The 16,966-nt window shown below is 67.6% G+C and carries 17 protein-coding genes and 1 tRNA gene; 11 read left to right on the top strand and 7 right to left on the bottom strand.

From position 1 onward, the window contains the following. Window positions 1-65: 65 nt before the first annotated feature. The 3 genes from AC5P7F_RS20825 to wrbA all read right to left on the bottom strand — a co-directional run bounded on the left by AC5P7F_RS20825 (window position 66) and on the right by wrbA (window position 1,556). Window positions 66-551 (bottom strand): asparaginase domain-containing protein, encoded by a 486-nt coding sequence (locus AC5P7F_RS20825; protein ID WP_010481766.1) that lies wholly within the window; start codon window positions 549-551, stop codon window positions 66-68. A 79-nt stretch (window positions 552-630) separates the two neighbouring features. Continuing rightward, window positions 631-966, bottom strand: coding sequence for a DUF2069 domain-containing protein (locus AC5P7F_RS20820; protein WP_014646024.1), 336 nt, complete (start codon window positions 964-966; stop codon window positions 631-633). After that, entirely contained in the window at window positions 963-1,556 is a 594-nt protein-coding gene (gene wrbA, locus AC5P7F_RS20815; protein ID WP_014646025.1) for an NAD(P)H:quinone oxidoreductase, read from the bottom strand. Before wrbA ends, AC5P7F_RS20820 begins: the two co-directional genes overlap by 4 nt. A gap of 77 nt (window positions 1,557-1,633) precedes the next feature. Between wrbA and AC5P7F_RS20810 the strand changes: the two genes are divergently transcribed. Continuing rightward, on the top strand, window positions 1,634-2,908 hold the full coding sequence (locus AC5P7F_RS20810) for a YihY family inner membrane protein (protein WP_032956948.1): 1,275 nt from the start codon (window positions 1,634-1,636) through the stop codon (window positions 2,906-2,908). Continuing rightward, the gene (locus tag AC5P7F_RS20805) at window positions 2,905-3,480 is read left to right on the top strand and encodes a redoxin domain-containing protein (RefSeq protein ID WP_164077514.1); all 576 of its coding nucleotides are present in this window, start codon (window positions 2,905-2,907) and stop codon (window positions 3,478-3,480) included. Before AC5P7F_RS20810 ends, AC5P7F_RS20805 begins: the two co-directional genes overlap by 4 nt. A gap of 478 nt (window positions 3,481-3,958) precedes the next feature. Here the strand turns inward: AC5P7F_RS20805 and ppk2 are convergent, their stop codons facing one another. Genes ppk2 through hemA form a run of 4 tightly spaced genes read right to left on the bottom strand, consistent with a single transcriptional unit; the run spans window position 3,959 to window position 8,843 of the window. Then, on the bottom strand, window positions 3,959-4,741 hold the full coding sequence (ppk2, locus tag AC5P7F_RS20800; RefSeq protein WP_032956942.1) for a polyphosphate kinase 2: 783 nt from the start codon (window positions 4,739-4,741) through the stop codon (window positions 3,959-3,961). A gap of 46 nt (window positions 4,742-4,787) precedes the next feature. Continuing rightward, window positions 4,788-6,494 carry an O-linked N-acetylglucosamine transferase family protein gene (locus AC5P7F_RS20795; RefSeq protein WP_164077513.1) on the bottom strand — a complete coding sequence of 569 codons (1,707 nt, stop codon included), beginning with the start codon at window positions 6,492-6,494 and terminating at the stop codon, window positions 4,788-4,790. Window positions 6,495-6,499: 5 nt separating this feature from the next. Then, window positions 6,500-7,582 carry a peptide chain release factor 1 gene (gene prfA, locus AC5P7F_RS20790; RefSeq protein WP_014646030.1) on the bottom strand — a complete coding sequence of 361 codons (1,083 nt, stop codon included), beginning with the start codon at window positions 7,580-7,582 and terminating at the stop codon, window positions 6,500-6,502. Next, entirely contained in the window at window positions 7,560-8,843 is a 1,284-nt protein-coding gene (gene hemA / locus AC5P7F_RS20785) for a glutamyl-tRNA reductase (RefSeq protein WP_014646031.1), read from the bottom strand. The genes prfA and hemA overlap by 23 nt, the downstream gene beginning before the upstream one ends. 63 nt (window positions 8,844-8,906) lie before the next feature. On the opposite strand from hemA, the gene AC5P7F_RS20780 reads away from it, so the two are divergent. From AC5P7F_RS20780 to ychF, 9 genes are all read left to right on the top strand, one after another. Further along, window positions 8,907-10,592, top strand: a complete 1,686-nt coding sequence (locus tag AC5P7F_RS20780; protein ID WP_173390336.1) for a tetratricopeptide repeat protein — start codon at window positions 8,907-8,909, stop codon at window positions 10,590-10,592. After that, window positions 10,589-11,248, top strand: a complete 660-nt coding sequence (gene lolB / locus AC5P7F_RS20775) for a lipoprotein insertase outer membrane protein LolB (RefSeq protein ID WP_014646033.1) — start codon at window positions 10,589-10,591, stop codon at window positions 11,246-11,248. Before AC5P7F_RS20780 ends, lolB begins: the two co-directional genes overlap by 4 nt. Beyond that, a complete protein-coding gene (ispE, locus tag AC5P7F_RS20770; RefSeq protein WP_164077512.1) occupies window positions 11,245-12,114 on the top strand; it encodes a 4-(cytidine 5'-diphospho)-2-C-methyl-D-erythritol kinase in 870 nt (289 codons plus the stop codon). Before lolB ends, ispE begins: the two co-directional genes overlap by 4 nt. 11 nt (window positions 12,115-12,125) lie before the next feature. Continuing rightward, a tRNA-Gln gene (locus AC5P7F_RS20765) sits at window positions 12,126-12,202 on the top strand. Between the two features lie 140 nt (window positions 12,203-12,342). Continuing rightward, window positions 12,343-13,302 carry a ribose-phosphate diphosphokinase gene (locus AC5P7F_RS20760; protein WP_005415400.1) on the top strand — a complete coding sequence of 320 codons (960 nt, stop codon included), beginning with the start codon at window positions 12,343-12,345 and terminating at the stop codon, window positions 13,300-13,302. Window positions 13,303-13,410: 108 nt separating this feature from the next. Beyond that, a complete protein-coding gene (locus tag AC5P7F_RS20755) occupies window positions 13,411-14,028 on the top strand; it encodes a 50S ribosomal protein L25/general stress protein Ctc (RefSeq protein ID WP_010481743.1) in 618 nt (205 codons plus the stop codon). Window positions 14,029-14,076: 48 nt separating this feature from the next. Then, entirely contained in the window at window positions 14,077-14,655 is a 579-nt protein-coding gene (pth, locus tag AC5P7F_RS20750; protein ID WP_032956928.1) for an aminoacyl-tRNA hydrolase, read from the top strand. Between the two features lie 41 nt (window positions 14,656-14,696). Then, window positions 14,697-15,278, top strand: a complete 582-nt coding sequence (locus AC5P7F_RS20745) for a DMP19 family protein (RefSeq protein ID WP_157806022.1) — start codon at window positions 14,697-14,699, stop codon at window positions 15,276-15,278. 98 nt (window positions 15,279-15,376) lie between these two features. Then, entirely contained in the window at window positions 15,377-16,468 is a 1,092-nt protein-coding gene (gene ychF / locus AC5P7F_RS20740) for a redox-regulated ATPase YchF (protein WP_014646036.1), read from the top strand. Window positions 16,469-16,966: the final 498 nt, after the last annotated feature.

Below are 16,966 nucleotides of genomic sequence, written 5' to 3'. Positions count from 1 at the left end.
CGCCCTGGCTTCGGCCGGGGCGTTTTTGTCCGGGTGGGTGCCGACCTCGGCCGGCTCGCTGTTCCTCAGACCGACTCGAAACGGTTCGCCGCCACGTTCTTGCGCACATGCTGCGGGTCGAAGATCCGCCCGTTCATCGCGATGTACACGCCGCTCGGCAGCGACTGCACCGCACCGATCGCACAACCGATGTTGAACTCCGCATCCGAGCCGCGGAAGCGTGCCGGGCTCAGCGCACCGGTCATCACGATGGTCTTGTCCGGGATCGTCGCCAGCACCTTGCCGGTCTGCACCATCGAATCGGTGCCGTGGGTCACCAGCACGTGCCGGGTGGGCTGCGCGGCGATGGTGGCGCGGATCAGCTCGCGGTCTTCGTCGTTGATGTGCAGCGAATCCTTGCGCAGGATCGGAATCACGTTGAAGCGGAACGTCACGCCCAGCTCGCGCAGGATCATGCCGATCTGCGGATCGCCGATCTGGTAGTCCGACTTGTCGTCGAAGTAGATCTTGTCGATCGTGCCACCGGTGGTGACGACCAGGAGCTCTTCCATCATGTGCATGCGCGAAACCAGGACAGGGACTGCGGCGCGGGGCCAGGAATGCAGATGATAAGGCCCTGGGCGCGCAGCGTCAGCGCCGCTTGCCGAAGCGGGCGCGCAGGCCGGGCAGGCTGGCGCTGAAGATCACCAGCAGCGCCAGCGCGATCTCGATCAGCGCCAGCCAGCGCGTTTCCGGGTGGCTCCAGGCGCTCATCACGCCGTGGCTGAACCAGCCCAGCGCCAGCACCGAGGCCCAGAAGCCGGCCTTGCGCCAGCCCAGGCGCACGGCGATGGCCAGCGCCAGCGGTGGCGCGGTGAACACCAGTTGGGTGGCCAGCCAGTGCCTGTCATTGATGAACCAGCCTGCGAACAGCGCGGCCAGCCCCATCAGGGCCAACAGCAGGACCGTGCGCGGCGCGCGGTTCATCGGGCCAACCGCTGCGCGATGTCGGCCACCCGGCGCCCCAGCGCGCGCGCCAGCACCGCTTCGTCGTCGGTCGGCTGCGGATCGTCGGCGGCACCGGCCACGTGGCTGGCGCCATAGGGCGTGCCGCCACTGGTGGTGTGGCTCAGCGCCGGTTCGGTGAACGGGATGCCGACGATCACGCAGCCGTGGTGCAGCAGTGGCACCTGCATCGACAGCAGGGTCGATTCCTGGCCGCCGTGCATCGAGGCGGTGGACGTGAACACGCCGGCCGGCTTGCCGGACAGGGTGCCATTGACCCATTCGGCGCCCAGCCCATCCAGGAAGTGCTTGACCGGCGCGGCCATGTTGCCGAAGCGGGTGGGGCTGCCGAGCAGCAGGCCCTGGCAGTCGACCAGGTCCTGCACGCTCACGTAGGGGGCGCCATCGTCGGGTACCGGTGGCTGCGCGGTCTGGGTCACGGCGGCCACCGGCGGCACCGTGCGCAGGCGCGCGGTCATGCCCGGCACTTCGCCGATGCCCCGCGCGATCTGGCGCGCCAGCCGTGCCACCGAACCGCCCCGGCTGTAGTACAGCACCAGAATCTCGCCCATCGTGCCCGCTTCTCCTCGTCGTGTGGCTACCAGTATGGCTATCCTGCCAGCATTCCGCATCGGGTACCCTTCCACCGATGGAACCTTTGGATACGCTCAACCTGTGGATGGAGCGCGCGCGGGATCGCGCACGGGCCATCAGTTTCGGCCGCTTCCTGTGGCATCGCTTCCTCGACGACCGCCTGTTCCAGGCAGCGGCGGCGCTGGCCTACACCACGGTGTTCGCGCTGGTACCGCTGGCGATCGTGGTATTCGGTGTGCTGTCGGCCTTCCCCGTCTTCGACCGCTGGAGCGATCAGCTCAGCGACTACGTATTCTCCAACTTCGTGCCCTCCGCGGCGCGTGCGGCCGAGGGCTACCTGCGGCAGTTCTCGGCCAGTGCCGGCCAGCTGACGGCGGCCGGCTTCATCGCACTGGTGGCCTCACTGCTGATCACGCTCAACAGTGTGGAAGAGACCTTCAACCAGATCTGGCGGGTTGGCTCGACCCGGCCCAAGCTGACCCGCTTCCTGGTCTACTGGACCGTGCTGACCTTGGGCGCGATGCTCGCCGCCGCATCGCTTGCGGTATCGGCGCGGGTGTTCGCGATGCCGTTGTTCGGTACCCAGGAGGGCCGTTGGTTGGCCGAGCTGGCGCTGCGGCTGGCGCCGATCCTGATCGAGTTCGTCTGCATCACGCTGATGTTCCGGGTGGTGCCGCACCACACGGTGAAATGGCGGCATGCCGTGCCCGGCGCGATCCTGGCGGCGGTCATCCTGGAACTGGTGAAGTGGGGCATCGGTGCCTATCTGGGCAGCTTCCAGTCCTACCAGAAACTGTATGGCACGGTGGCGTTCGTGCCGATCCTGCTGCTGTGGATCTACCTGTGCTGGGTGGCGGTGCTGCTGGGGGCGTCGCTGGCTTCTTCGATGGCCGCCTTCCGCTACCAGCCGGTGGAACTGCGCCTGCCGCAGGGGTATGAGTTCTATGGACTGCTGCGCCTGCTTGGCCGCTTCCAGCATGCACGGGCCAAGGGCAAGGGCCTGGCCGATGACGAGATCCTGCGGCTGGAGCCGATGCTGACCGATTCACTGCTGCAGGACCTGATCTGCAACCTGCAGGAGATCGACCTGCTGCGCCGCGACGAGCGGGGCGAGTGGCTGCTGTCGCGTGACCTGGACCAGGTCAGCCTGGCCGATCTGTACGAATGCACCCAGCTGCGCATCCCGGTGGCCGAGCAGCACCTGCCGTACCGTGATGACAGCCTGGGCCGTGCCGCACTGGCGGCGCTGGACGATCTGCGGCTGCCCCTGCGCGAACGCCTGAAGCGCAAGGTCAGTGATATCTATACCGACTCTGGAGACATGCCATGACCCGCAAGACGCCGTTGCCGCTGCTGCTCCCGTTGACCCTGCTGCTGGCCCTGGCGGCCTGCAAGCCGGCCCAGGAGCCGACACCGGCCAGCAGCCAGCCGCCGGCACAGGCGCCGACGCCGACCACTCCGGCACCGGTCGATGAAACCCCGGCCGAGCGCACCACTGCCGAATTCCCGACCTTGAAGATGAAGGCGGTGGATGGCAGCGACTACGATCTGGCCGCGCATCGTGGCAAGTGGGTGGTGGTGAACTTCTGGGCGACCTGGTGCGCCCCGTGCCGCAAGGAGATGCCCGAGCTGTCGGCGCTGCATGCGATGCGCAGCAACATCGAGGTGGTCGGCCTGGCCTACGAGGACATCGAAGTGCCGGAAATGCAGTCGTTCCTGACCAAGCATCCGGTGACCTATCCGATCGTGATCGTGGACCCGTTCGATCCGCCGGCCGACTTCGCCACGCCGCGAGGCCTGCCGTTGACGCATCTGCTGGGTCCGCAGGGCAAGCTGGCCCACACTTTCCTTGGCCCGGTGACCGCCGCCGACATCGAAAAGCAGATCGCGGCCGCCAAGTAGTGGGTGGGTCGGCAGGGCCTGCGGCCCTGCACCTCGGTACGCGCCATCGCATGCGCGCTGCCGCTCCCACGCTTCGCTGCGCGAACCGCGGGCCCCACTTACCAACACCCAAACCCTCGCCCCCTGACTCAGGGGGGCTCTGCCCCAGACACGATCCGACGCCCGCCAGGCCAATGGGATTGCCGATGGGGTCAGATCCGCTTTCCGCAGGAAAACGGATCTGACCCCGGTTCCATTTCGATATCTGACAGATGTGTCGACCAAGGTCGACACCTACCACAGCCGCAGGGATCTGTCAGAGGCGGGGCGGTTGGGTGGGTAGGACGCGCCGTAGACCCGTCCATGGGGCTCGATGTCGCCATCCATGGCGCCAACGGTCGTGCCCACCCACCGCGCCGCCATCCCGCGGATGCCCGCTGTTGCTGTTGCCGTTGCCGTTGCGTTGAGCAGGTGCAGGGTGCAACCCTGCCGAACAACCCTAATCCTCGACCGGGAAATCCTCGATGGGCTTCAGCACATCGTAGTGCTCGCGATGCAGCTTGCCCTTCAGCTTCGGCAGCTCCGGCAACGGCGCATCCACCCGTGTGTCCGGCAACCGGTCCAGCAGGTTGCGCACCAGGGTCAGTCGCCCCAGCCGCTGGTCGTTGAAATCCACCAGCGTCCACGGCGCAGCCTCGCGATGCGTCGCGCGCAGCATCGCCTCGCGGGCTTCGGTATAGGCGCTGTACTTGCTGCGCGATTTCAGGTCGACCGGGGACAGCTTCCAGCCCTTCAGCGGATCGAGGTGGCGTTCGGCGAAGCGCTTCTCCTGCTGCTCCTGGTCCACGCACAGCCAGTACTTGAACAGCAGGATGCCGTCATCCACCAGCAGCTGCTCGAACACCGGTGCCTGGCGCAGAAACTGCTGGTACTCGGTTTCGCTGCAATAGCCCATCACCCGCTCGACGCCTGCGCGGTTGTACCAGCTGCGGTCCATCAGCACGATCTCGCCGGCGGCGGGAAGATGCGAGGCATAGCGCTGGAAATACCACTGCGTGGCTTCGCGGTCGGTAGGCTTGGGCAGTGCTACCACCCGGCATTGGCGTGGATTGAGATGCTGGCTGATGGCCTGGATCGCGCCGCCCTTGCCTGCCGTATCCCGTCCCTCGAACAGCACCAGCAGGCGTTGCCCGCTGAGCTGCACCCAGCGCGCCATCGCGGTCAGTTCCAGCTGCAGCGGCAGCAGCAGTTCGTCGTAGTCCTTGCGCTTGAGCTTGGCCATCGTCACACCACGCGGGGAGGAAGCCCGAGCGTAACGCAGGGGTCGCTCAGGTGCTGTCGACGCCCTGCCAGCCGTGTTCACCGGCAAGCCGCTGCAGCAGGGCCGACAGGTCGCGGGCAAACCCGGCCATGTCGAACAGGCCACTGCGGTCGCGCGCCTGCGCCAGCTCGGCGCGAAGCGAGGCCAGTGCTGCGGGGTCATTGCCCAGTGCGCTGGCGGTGGCGATGAACGCCGCATCATCGGCGACATTCATCCGGGCCAGCCCCAGATGGTGGTTGAGGCTGCCGGCCACGCGCGCGGCGAAGGTGTCGCCCGGGCAGGTCAGCACCGGGCAGCCGGCCCACAGTGCATCGGAGGCGGTGGTGTGCGCGTTGTACGGATGCGTGTCGAGGAACAGGTCGGCCAGTGGGTAGCGGGCCAGGTACTGCGGATGCGGCAGCTTGGCCATGAACACCAGCCGCGCCGGGTCCAGGCCGGCAGCCTGCGCGGCGGTGCGCAGGCGGGCGTCGGCCTGGCCGGGGCCGGACAGCAGCCACAGCACGCTGCCGGGCACCGCCTGCAGAACCGCGAAGGCGCGGCCCATGCTGCGCGGGTTGAGCTTGTAGCTGTTGTTGAAGCAGCAGAACACCACGCCGTGCTCGGGCAGCCCGCACTCGGCGCGGGACGGCGACGGCTCCAGCGTGCGGGTGTTGTCCGAGGGCTGGAAGGCCCGCGGAAGGCGCAGGACGCGTTCGCTGAAGTGCGGTTCCAGCGCTGCCGGCAGTACGAATTCGTCGGCGACCACGGCGTCCAGCCATCGCGCGCCCGAGGTGCCGGGGTAGGCCAGCCAGTTCAGCTGCAGCGGGGCCGGGCGCATCGCCAGCACTTCGGGCGTGCCGCCGCCGCCCCAGCCGCGCAGGTCGAACAGCAGGTCGATGCCCTGTGCGCGGATGCGGGCCGCGATGTCGGCATGCCGCAGTGCGGCCACCTCATGCAGCCGGGTCGCGGACTGCAGGCGTCCGCGGATGCCGCTGCCATCGGCGCGGTTCAGCGCGAACAGGTGCAGCTGCAACGCCGGGTCATGACGCAGGTGTTCGAGCAGGGCCACGGTCAGCAGCCCGGTGGGATGGGCGCCGAAGCCATTGGAAAGGAAGCCGACGCGCAACGGGCCGCGCGCGCGTACCGTCACTGCCGGCAAGGGCCGGACCGAGGCGGCGATCAGTGCGGCGCGCGCACGTGCACAGGCCAACTGCTCGCCCGCGCTGGCGTCTTCGCTGAGGAAGGCGAAGGGTTCCACCGCACCGTGGCCGGCGGCGAGCGCGGCGCGTACCTGCGCAGCCAGCGTGTCCACGTCCTGCCAGTCGCACAGGCGGCGCTGCCACGCCAGGCGCTGCGCGGCGATGTAGGGTTCATCCGGCATCAGCGCATGCGCGCGGCGATAGGCCGCTGCTGCGCCTTCGGCATCGTCGGCGTCTTCCAGCGCATGGCCCAGCCACAGCGCGATGCCCGGGTGCTGCGGGGCCAATGCCGAGGCCTGGCCGAGCAGCTTCGCCGCGTCGGCGTGCGCGCCGGCCATCCAGGCCACGCGGCCCAGGCGCGCCAGTGCCTCGGGGTGGTTCGGGCGCAGCTGCAGCGCGCGTCGTGCCGCCTGCTCGCCGGCGGCGATGTCGCCGGCTTCCAGCTCCAGGTCGGCCAGCATCACCCAGGCGACGAAATCGCCGGGCTGGCGTGCGATCGCCTGCTGCAGGTGCTGTCGCTGCTGCCAGGCCGACATCGTGCTCAGCCCGCCGACAGCTGGGCCAGGGCATCGACCTGGTGTTCGTGGCTGAGCCGCTGCAGCAGCGGGTCGAGGTCGCCGGCGAGGATGTTGGGCAGGTCGTACAGGGTCAGGCCTTCCACGCGGTGGTCGGTGATCCGGCCCTGCGGGAAGTTGTAGGTGCGGATGCGCTGGCTGCGGTCGCCGCTGCCGACCTGCAGGCGCCGCGATTCGGCCTGCGCGGCGTCCTGGCGCTGGCGCTCGGCATCGAGCAGCTGCGCCTTCAGGCGCTTCATCGCCTTGTCGCGGTTGGCGTGCTGGCTGCGCTCGGTCTGGCACTCCACCACCACGCCGGTCGGCACGTGGGTGATGCGGATGGCCGATTCGGTCTTGTTGACGTGCTGGCCGCCGGCACCGGACGAGCGGAACGTATCCACCTTCAGGTCGGCCGGGTTGATGACGATGTCATCGACCTCGTCGGCCTCGGGAATGATCGCCACGGTGGCCGCCGAGGTGTGGATGCGGCCCTGCGATTCGGTGGCCGGCACGCGCTGCACGCGATGCGTGCCCGATTCGAACTTCAGGCGCGAGAACGCACCACGGCCGACCACGCGCGCCACCACTTCCTTGTAGCCGCCATGCTCACCGGGGTTGTCTGATTCGATCTCGACCTTCCAGCCCTGGCGCTCGGCATAGCGGGCGTACATGCGGAACAGATCGCCGGCGAAGATCGCGGCTTCATCGCCGCCAGTGCCGGCGCGTACTTCCAGGAACAGGTTGCCTTCGTCGCGCGGATCGCGTGGTACCAGCAGCAGGGCCAGTTCTTGTTCCAGTTCCTGCAGGCGCGCCTGCGCCGCGGCGATTTCCTCGTCTGCCAGTTCACGCAGGTCGGGGTCGGCGCGCATGCCTTCCGCGGCGGCCAGGTCGGCCTTGGCACGGGCTTCCTCGGCGAGCGCGGCAGCGACCGGTTCAAGTTGGGCGAATTCGCGCGAAAGGTCGCGGAAACGGGTGTTGTCGGCGACCACATCGGGTTCGGCGAGCAGGCGTTCCAGTTCTTCGCGGCGCTCGGCCAGCGCTTCCAGCTTACGGCGCAGGGTCGGCGTCATCGGGTCTCACGGGTGGGTGGCGGTAACCCGGCGTGGCCGGGAACAGGCGCTCGGCGGCGCGGGTCAGGTCGGCATCGCCACTCAGCGCGGCCGCGCGCAGAGCGGCGGTCGGCGGATGCAGCAGGCGGTTGGTCAGGCCATGGGCCAGCAGTTCCAGCACTTCGTCGGCGGGCTTGCCGTTGGCCAGCTGCTGCCGTGCGCGCTCCAGCAGTTCGGCGCGGGTCGCTTCGCCGAACGCACGCAGCTGCCGCAGCGGTGCCTGGTGGGCGCTGGCCTGCTGGGTCTCGATGAAACGCGACACCTGCAGGTCGATGATCGCCTCGGCCTCGGCGGCGGCCTCGCGGCGGCCACGACGGTTGTCTTCCACCGCGCGTTCCAGGTCATCGACGGTGTAGAGGAAGGCGTCGTTGAGCGTGCCGACCTCGGCTTCGATGTCGCGCGGCACGGCCAGGTCGAACAGCAGCATCGGCTTGTGCCGGCGCGCGCGCAGTGCCTTGGCCACCATCTCGCGATGGATCACAGGTTCGCGCGCGGCGGTGGCCGAGAACACGATGTCGGCCTCGCCGAGATGGCGGTCCAGTTCGGTCAGCGGCAGGGCCACGCCGCCATGGCGGCTGGCCAGTTCCTGCGCGTGGGCAAGGGTGCGGTTGGCGATCAGCAGCCGCCGCACCTTGCCCTCACTCAGGTGGCGTGCAGCCAGCTCGATGGTCTCGCCGGCACCGACCAGCAGCACGGTGGAGTCATCCAGGCGCGCGAAGGCGTTCTGCGCCAGGCGCACCGCCGCCGAGGCCACCGACACCGGGTTGGCGCCGACCTGGGTATCGGTGCGCGCACGCTTGGCTACCGAGAAGGTCTGCTGGAACAGGCGGTCCAGGCGCTGGCCGAGCAGGCCGTGGTCACGCGCGGTCGACCAGGCATCCTTTACCTGGCCGAGGATCTGCGGTTCGCCCAGCACCATCGAGTCCAGCCCGGTGGCGACCCGGAACAGGTGGCGCACGGCCTCGGCATCGGCATGCTGGTACAGGTAGCCCTGCAGGTCGCCTGCCTGGCTGTGCAGCCACTGGTCCAGCGCCTGTGCCGACTCGGCCACGGCATACAGTTCGGTGCGGTTGCAGGTGGACAGCAGCACTGCCTCGGCGATCTGCGGGGTATCGCGCAGCGAGCCCAGCGCACGCGGCAACGCCTCACCGGCGAAGGCCGCGCGCTCGCGCAGCTCCACCGGTGCGGTCTGGTGATTCAGTCCGAGCACCCACAGGGTCATTGTTCAGTTGCTTGCGATAAGCTGCTGGCCATTGGACGACATTTTAAGGCCCCGATGCCGACGATGCCCGCATTGATTCGCATCCCCAGTGTTCTGCTGCTGTCCCTGGCCTGCGCCCAGGCCCTGGCGGCGGTGCCGGCCAAGGCCCCCGTGCGGGCCGCGGCCACTGAGGAACTGGCGCTGGAACCGGTGATGGCCGGTGAGTTCGCCCTGCAGGCCGGCAAGCTGGCCGAGGCCGCGCGCTGGTACCTGCAGGCCGCGCAGCAGACCGACGGCGACGCCGGCCTGGCCGAGCGCGCGACCCGTATCTCCATGCTGGCCAACGATGATGCCAGCGCCGCCAAGGGCCTGGCCCTGTGGCAGCAGCGCGCCCCGCGCTCGTTGACCATGCGCAGCGCCGCCGGTGCGCTGGCCATGCGCCAGGGCGATGTGAAGGCTGCCCGCACCGAGCTGCAGGCGCTGCTGGCCGACCCCGACGAGCGCGGCTGGAAGTTCGCCCTGGCCGCGCTGATCGGCGGTGGCCGCGACCCGGCGGTGCCGGCGCAGGTGCTCGGCGAGCTGGTCGATGCCAATGCGATTCCGCCGAAGATCGAGGCCTGGCAGGAGTTCGGTCGCCTGGCCCTCCGCATGGACAAGCCCGAGTTGGCGCGGCGCATGATCGATGAAGTGGTCAAGCGCTTCCCGGAAGAGCCGCGCGTAGCGTTGCTGCGTGCCAGCCAGCTGCAGCAGGCGGGCGAGACCGACAAGGCATTGTCGCTGCTGCACGACGTCGAGCCGAAGACCCGCCAGGACCCCGAGCTGCGCAATGCGGTGGCCATCGCCTACGACAGCCTGGGCCAGCCGGCTGCGGCCGAGCGCGTGTTGGCGTTCGGCCCGCAGGACGTACAGACCTGGGGCATGCGCGCCTCGCTGCTGGCCAAGCAGGGCGACAAGGCGGCGCTGTCCAACCTCTACAACGAGCTGTCGCGGCAGGCGGCCAAGCCGGATCCGGCGCAGCGCCTGTTGCTGGGCAAGATCGCCGAATACCTTAAGCGTTACCCCGAGGCGGTGCAGTGGTACCACAGCGTGCCCGGTGGCGATGAGCTGAGCGAAGCGCGCCTGCGCGCGGCCAATGCCCAGGCCCTGGCCGGGCGCCTGCCGCTGGCGCTGGAGGAAGTGCACGCGATCCAGTCCGACGCGGTGGTCGACGACGATGTGCGCCGTGACGCCTACCTGCTGGAAGCCGAACTGCGCCAGCGTGGTGACGACAGCGCCGGTGAACTGGATGCGCTGGCCCGCGGCCTGGCCGCCTACCCGGACGACAACGGCCTGCTGTACGCACGTGCGCTCACCTGGGAGCGCCGCGACGACATCCCGCGCGCCGAGGCCGACCTGCGCAAGATCCTGGTGACCGACCCGGAAAACGTGCCGGCGCTGAACGCGCTGGGCTACACCCTGGCCGATCGCACCGGCCGCCTGCAGGAAGCGCTGGAGCTGATCGACCGCGCCCGCGTGGCCGAGCCGGACAACGCCGCCATCGTCGACAGCTATGGCTGGGTGCTGTATCGCCTGGGCCGCAAGGAAGAGGCACTGGTACAGCTGCGCCGGGCCTGGACCCTGGCCAAGGACCCGGAGATCGCTTCCCACGTCGGCGAAGTGCTGTGGGTGCTGGGCAAGCATGACGAGGCCCGCCACTTCTTCGACGAAGCGGCCAAGCTCGACCCTGAAAACCGCGCGCTGCTGCGCGCCCGTGAGAAATTCAATCCATGAGTGGTTCCCTGATCCGGCCGCTGCTGTTGGCGACCGTGACCCTGGCGGTGAGCGCCTGTACCAGTGTCGGCACGCAGAAGACCCCGGCGCCAGCGGTGGTCGAGATTGTTTCGGCTGAAGCGGCGCAGGCCGAGGCAGCGCGCGTGGCCGCGCTGCAGGCACAGCCGGACTGGGCCTTCCAGGGGCGGGTGGCGGTCAGCAAGGGCAAGGACGGCGGCAGCGGTCGCATCGACTGGAAGCAGGACGGCCGCCGCTACGTGGTCGAACTGAGCGCGCCGGTGACCCGGCAGAGCTGGAAGCTGACCGGCGACACCCATTCCGAAGCCGGTCGCCTGGAAGGGCTGTCCGGCGGTCCGCGCGATGGCGAGGACGCCCAGCAGCTGCTGCTGGAAGCGACTGGCTGGGACATCCCGGTCAATCAGCTGCCGGAGTGGATCCGCGGCCTGGTGGCCGGGGATGCTGCCGGTCCGGAAAAGGTCGAGCGCGACGGTGAAGGCCGGCCGCGCCGCATGCAGCAGATGGGCTGGCAGGTGCAGTATCTGGACTGGTACCCGGCCGACGCCGGACGACCGGCGCTGCCGCGACGGATCGAGGCCAGCAATGGCGACGCCAAGGTGCGCCTGCTGGTGGACCAGTGGGGGCAGGGCACGCCATGAGCGCCGGGCGCGACGAGGCGGGCTGGTCCTGGTGGCCGGCCCCGGCCAAGCTGAACCTGTTCCTGCACATCACTGGCCGCCGGGCCGACGGCTACCACGAGCTGCAGACCGTATTCCGCCTGCTGGACTGGGGGGACCGCATCGGCCTGCGCCTGCGTGAAGACGGTCAGGTGCGTCGGCAGGGCGAGGGCCTGGCCGGCGTGGCCGAGGCCGATGACCTGGCGGTGCGGGCCGCGCGCCTGCTCCAGGATGAGGCGAAGGGCGCGCAAGGTGCTGACATCATCGTCGAAAAGCACGTTCCTGCCGGTGGTGGCTTCGGCGGCGGTTCGTCCGATGCGGCCACCGTGCTGGTGGGGCTGAATCGGCTCTGGCGCGCCGGCCTGGACGAGGATGCCCTGGCCGCGCTGGCCCTTCGCCTGGGCGCCGACGTGCCGGTGTTCGTGCGTGGCCACAATGCCTGGGCCGAAGGGGTGGGCGAGCGCCTGCAGCCGATCACGCTGGCGCCGGCCTGGTATGTGGTGGTTGAACCGGGTGTTCATGTTCCTACGCCGGTCCTGTTTGCAGACCCGGATTTGACGCGCGACAGCCCAGTGGCGAAAATAGAGGACTTCGCTTCCGGGACCCTGGTCGGGAACGCGTTCGAACCGGTGCTGCGCCGCCGTGAGCCTGCCGTCGAGGCAGCGCTTGCCGCGTTGAGCGACATCGGCGCGGCGCGGCTGACCGGTTCGGGAAGTGGTTGTTTCGTCGAGTTCGCATCGCAGGCTGCTGCAGAGCAGGGGCGGTCGAAGTTGCCGAAGGAGTTGCGGGCAAGGGTGGCAGCGGGCGTTGCGCGTTCGCCACTGCTGGATGCACTCGAGCAACGCTGATTTATCAATGCAGGGGCGTCGCCAAGAGGCCCAAGGCACCAGGTTTTGATCCTGGCATTCGTAGGTTCGAATCCTACCGCCCCTGCCAATAGCGGCTGTGTCCGCGCCTTCCAGCGCATCGCCCGCGCGGGACGTGGAAACAACCGCGGTGTTGTCAGCAGCAAGGGTCCATCGGGGTCCTTGCCGACTCCGGATCCCCGCCACTCGTCCCCGCCCGAGACAATCATGATGCAAGAGTCCCCGAACCTGCTGGTCTTTTCCGGCAACGCCAACAAACGTCTGGCGCAGAACATCTGCAAGGAACTGGGGGTCCGCCCGGGCAAGGCGCTGGTGTCGCACTTCTCCGATGGTGAAGTGCAGGTGGAAATCGAAGAGAACGTCCGCAAGCAGGACGTGTTCGTGATCCAGCCGACCTGCGCGCCGAGCGCGGAAAACCTGATGGAACTGCTGGTTCTGATCGACGCGCTCAAGCGCGCATCGGTGGCCAGCGTGACCGCCGTGGTGCCGTACTTCGGCTACTCGCGCCAGGACCGCCGCATGCGTTCCTCGCGCGTGCCGATCACCGCCAAGCTGGCGGCCAAGATGTTCAGCACCGCTGGCGCTGATCGCGTGCTGACCGTCGACCTGCACGCCGACCAGATCCAGGGCTTCTTCGATATTCCGGTGGACAACGTGTATGCGTCCCCGCTGCTGCTGGCCGACATCTGGCGCGCCTACGGCACCGAGAACCTGATTGTTGTCTCGCCGGACGTGGGCGGCGTGGTCCGCGCCCGTGCGGTGGCCAAGCGCCTGGATGACGCCGACCTGGCGATCATCGACAAGCGCCGCCCGCGCGCCAACGTCTCCACCGTGATGAACATCATCGGTGACGTCGAAGGCAAGACCTGCGTGATGGTCGATGACATCGTCGATACCGCCGGCACCCTGTGCGCCGCTGCCGCTGCCCTGAAGGCGCGCGGTGCGCTCAAGGTCGCCGCCTACTGCACCCACGCGGTGCTGTCGGGCCCGGCGGTGGACAACATCACCAATTCCCAGCTCGACGAGCTGGTGGTGACCGACACCATCCCGCTGAAGGACGCAGCGCGGGTGTGCAGCAAGATCCGCCAGCTGAGCGTGGCGGAAATGCTGGCCGAAACGATGCGCCGCATCGCCTTCGGCGAGTCGGTCAGCTCGCTGTACGTCGACTGAGTTTTCGTCCCTGCCGGCAACGGCGGGGACATACCCGGATGCTTCTGGTCGCGGAAGCATCTTCAACCGCCACGCCGCAGGGCGCGGCAACAACCTGAGTAGTCGAAAATGTCGAAGACCCATGAAATCAAGGTCACCAAGCGTGAACTGCAGCGTAAGGGTGCGAGCCGCCGCCTGCGTCACGCTGGTGTGATCCCGGCCATCGTGTACGGCGGCAACGCCGAGCCGGTCGCCATCAGCCTGGACCACAACGAAATCTGGCTGGCCCAGCAGAACGAGTGGTTCTATGCCTCGATCCTGGACCTGAACCTGGATGGCCAGGTGCAGAAGGTCCTGCTGCGTGACATGCAGCGCCACCCGTACAAGCAGCTGATCATGCACCTGGACTTCCAGCGCGTGAACGAGAACGAAGCCCTGACCGCTTCGGTCCCGCTGCACTTCGTCAACGAAGACACCTCGCCGGCCGGCAAGGCTGCCGACGTCGTGGTCACCCACGAACTGAAGGAAGTGACCATCACCTGCCTGCCGAAGGACCTGCCGGAGTCGATCGAAGTCGACCTGGGCGAGCTGAAGGCCGGTGACGTCGTGTACCTGTCCAACATCAAGCTGCCGAAGGGCGTGGAAATCCCGGCGCTGGCGCTGGGCAAGGACCACGACGACGCCATCGTCACCGCCAAGGCCGGCAAGGCCGACGAGGCTGACGAAGAAGCGGCTGCCGCCGAGTAATACCGTTACGGTGCCTGCCTCCGGGCAGGCACCGTACTGGAAGGAACCATGGCAGGACTGCGACTGATCGTCGGTCTGGGCAATCCCGGATCGGAACACGCCCGGACCCGGCACAATGCCGGGTTTCATTTCGTTGAGGCCCTGGCGGAAAAAGCCGGTGCGCGATGGAATGTGGACAGCAAGTTGTTCGGCGAGACCGCCAAGGTCGAGATCGCCGGGCAGACGGTGTGGCTGCTCAAGCCCGCCACCTTCATGAATCTCAGCGGCAAGTCGGTCACCGCCGCGCAGCGGTTCTGGAAGATCGAGCCGGAAGAAACCCTGCTGGCCCACGACGAGCTGGACCTGCCGCCCGGTGCGGCGCGACTGAAGTTCGACGGTGGCCACGGCGGCCAGAACGGCCTGCGCGATACCATCCGCCTGCTGGGTCATGGCAAATTCCACCGCCTGCGCGTGGGCATTGGTCATCCCGGCCACAAGGACCGCGTGGTGGGTTGGGTGCTGGGGCGCCCGTCCAAGGAGGATGACGTGCTGATCGCACGCGCCATCGACGATGCGATCGACGTGCTGCCGCTGGCGGTGCAGGGCGATTTCAACGAAGCGATGAAGCGGCTGCACACCCCGCGCTGACCATGACCGACCCGCGTACTCCCTGCACCGTGTGTGGCGCCATGATCCTGCTGGCGACGGCGGCCCGGAACGATGGGCTCTGCATGCCGTGCCGGAATGGTACGCGGCAGAGCATGGAAGAGGCGAAGGTGCGAAACAAGGAAATGCGCGAAGAGCTGGACCGATACGAGAATTCCGCTGCGGGGCGCCACTGGAACTGGCTGGTGGAACAGGAAGGCGGCTCGGGCTGTGGATTCTCAGGTCTCCTGACGCCAGATCAGCGCTACTTCGCGGTTTCGGTGACAAGTAGCGAAGTCTGGCGTGGCGGCATTGGTACGTACTTCGACAGTTACTCGGGTGCCTATTACGAAGAGACGCTCGCAGGTCTTGAAGAAATGGGGCTGGTCGAATTGGGAGACGTGCTGAAAGAAGCCAAGATGGTGCTGTTCGGTGACGACGCCGTGCCCAAGGATGAAGGTGTCCGGTGGGAGAAAATGTACGGTCAGCATAATGAGTTGCCGGACGGTGTCGAAGCTCTGCTGGGCCGCTTGAGCCAGAGATTTTGTGAGACTGAGGAGAGGCTAGAGCTTTCTACTGCACTGCAGACCTACGCTGAGAAGCACAAGCTGTACGCTGCGTTCTAGCTTTGGCTACTGGAAGGACGATTGGGGATTGAGGGCATGCCCGCAGGCGAGCCTTGAATCCCGAATCATCCACTTACACTCAAACCCGGATTCAACCCATGGGTATCAAATGCGGCATCGTCGGCCTGCCCAACGTCGGCAAGTCGACCCTGTTCAATGCGCTGACCAAGGCGGGCATCGCCGCGGCGAACTTCCCGTTCTGCACCATCGAACCGAACGTCGGCATCGTGCCGGTGCCGGATCCGCGCCTGAACGAGCTGGCGGGCATCATCAACCCGCAGAAGGTCATCCCGACCGCGGTCGAGTTCGTCGACATCGCCGGCCTGGTCGCCGGTGCCGCCAGCGGTGAGGGCCTGGGTAACAAGTTCCTGGCGCACATCCGCGAAGTCGATGCGATCACCCACGTGGTGCGCTGCTTCGAGCACGGTGACATCGTGCACGTGGCCGGCAAGGTCGACCCGATCTCGGACATCGAAACCATCGACACCGAACTGGCGCTGGCCGACCTGGACAGTGTCGAGAAGGCGCTGAACCGTGCCGAGCGTGCGGCCAAGGGTGGCGACAAGGATGCGGCGGCGCGCAAGCCGGTGCTGGCCAAGTTGCAGGCTGCACTGTCGGAGGGCAAGGCTGGGCGCTCGGCCGGGCTGGACGAGGAAGAGAAGGCGCTGGTGCGCGACCTGTTCCTGCTGACCCTGAAGCCGGTGATGTACATCGCCAACGTGCTGGAAGACGGTTTCGACAACAACCCGCACCTGGAAGCCGTGCGTGCGCATGCTGCCGCCGAAGGCGCGCAGGTGGTGCCGGTGTCGGCCGCGATCGAAGAAGAGCTGTCCCAGCTCGACGACGAAGACCGCGATACCTTCCTGGCGGACCTGGGCCTGAGCGAGCCGGGCCTGAACCGCGTGATCAACGCGGCCTACAGCCTGCTCGGCCTGCAGACCTACTTCACCGCCGGCGTGAAGGAAGTCCGTGCGTGGACCGTGCGCAAGGGCGCTACCGCTCCGCAGGCTGCCGCCGTCATCCACACCGACTTCGAGAAGGGCTTCATCCGCGCCGAAACCATCGCGTATGACGACTTCATCAAGTACAAGGGCGAAGCCGGCGCCAAGGAAGCCGGTCGCCTGCGCCTGGAAGGCAAGGAGTACCGCGTGCAGGAAGGCGACATCCTGCACTTCCGCTTCAACGTCTGATCCTGCGGCATCGGATCGACCCCGGACGCCCCGCCCTGTGCGGGGCGTTCGCGTTTCCGGTGATGGACAAAAAAACACCAGGCTGCGAAACGCTTGCGGTGTGACGTTCGCCGGTACTTGTCCACAGCAAACTCCCATCGCTTTCCACGTCGGGTGTGGAAAACCCCGCGCGCCTCTGTAGAGCCGAGCCTGCGCTCGGCTCAGGTTGGCATCAGCCGAGCATGGGCTCGGCTCTACGAGGCTTGGCGGTGCGGTGTGGACAAATTTTCACCACGCTTCGAAACGCCTGCGGTGCAATGCTCACAACTACTTGTCCACACCTAGTTCCCATCGCTTTCCACGCGCGTTGTGGAAAAGAACTGCAGACGTGGACAAAAACTCACCACGCCCGGAAGCGCCTGCCCCGCAACGCTCGAACCCACTTGTCCACACCAAACCCCCATCGCTTTCCACGCCGCATGTGGAAAAAGTGCCCGGCATTCCCTTGCCGGGCACGTC

It is taken from the genome of Stenotrophomonas sp. YJH_SMC_105-26, from assembly GCF_059368915.1.
The sequence above is the reverse complement of the archived record's forward strand: the minus strand, read 5'-3'. Positions and strand labels throughout refer to the sequence as shown.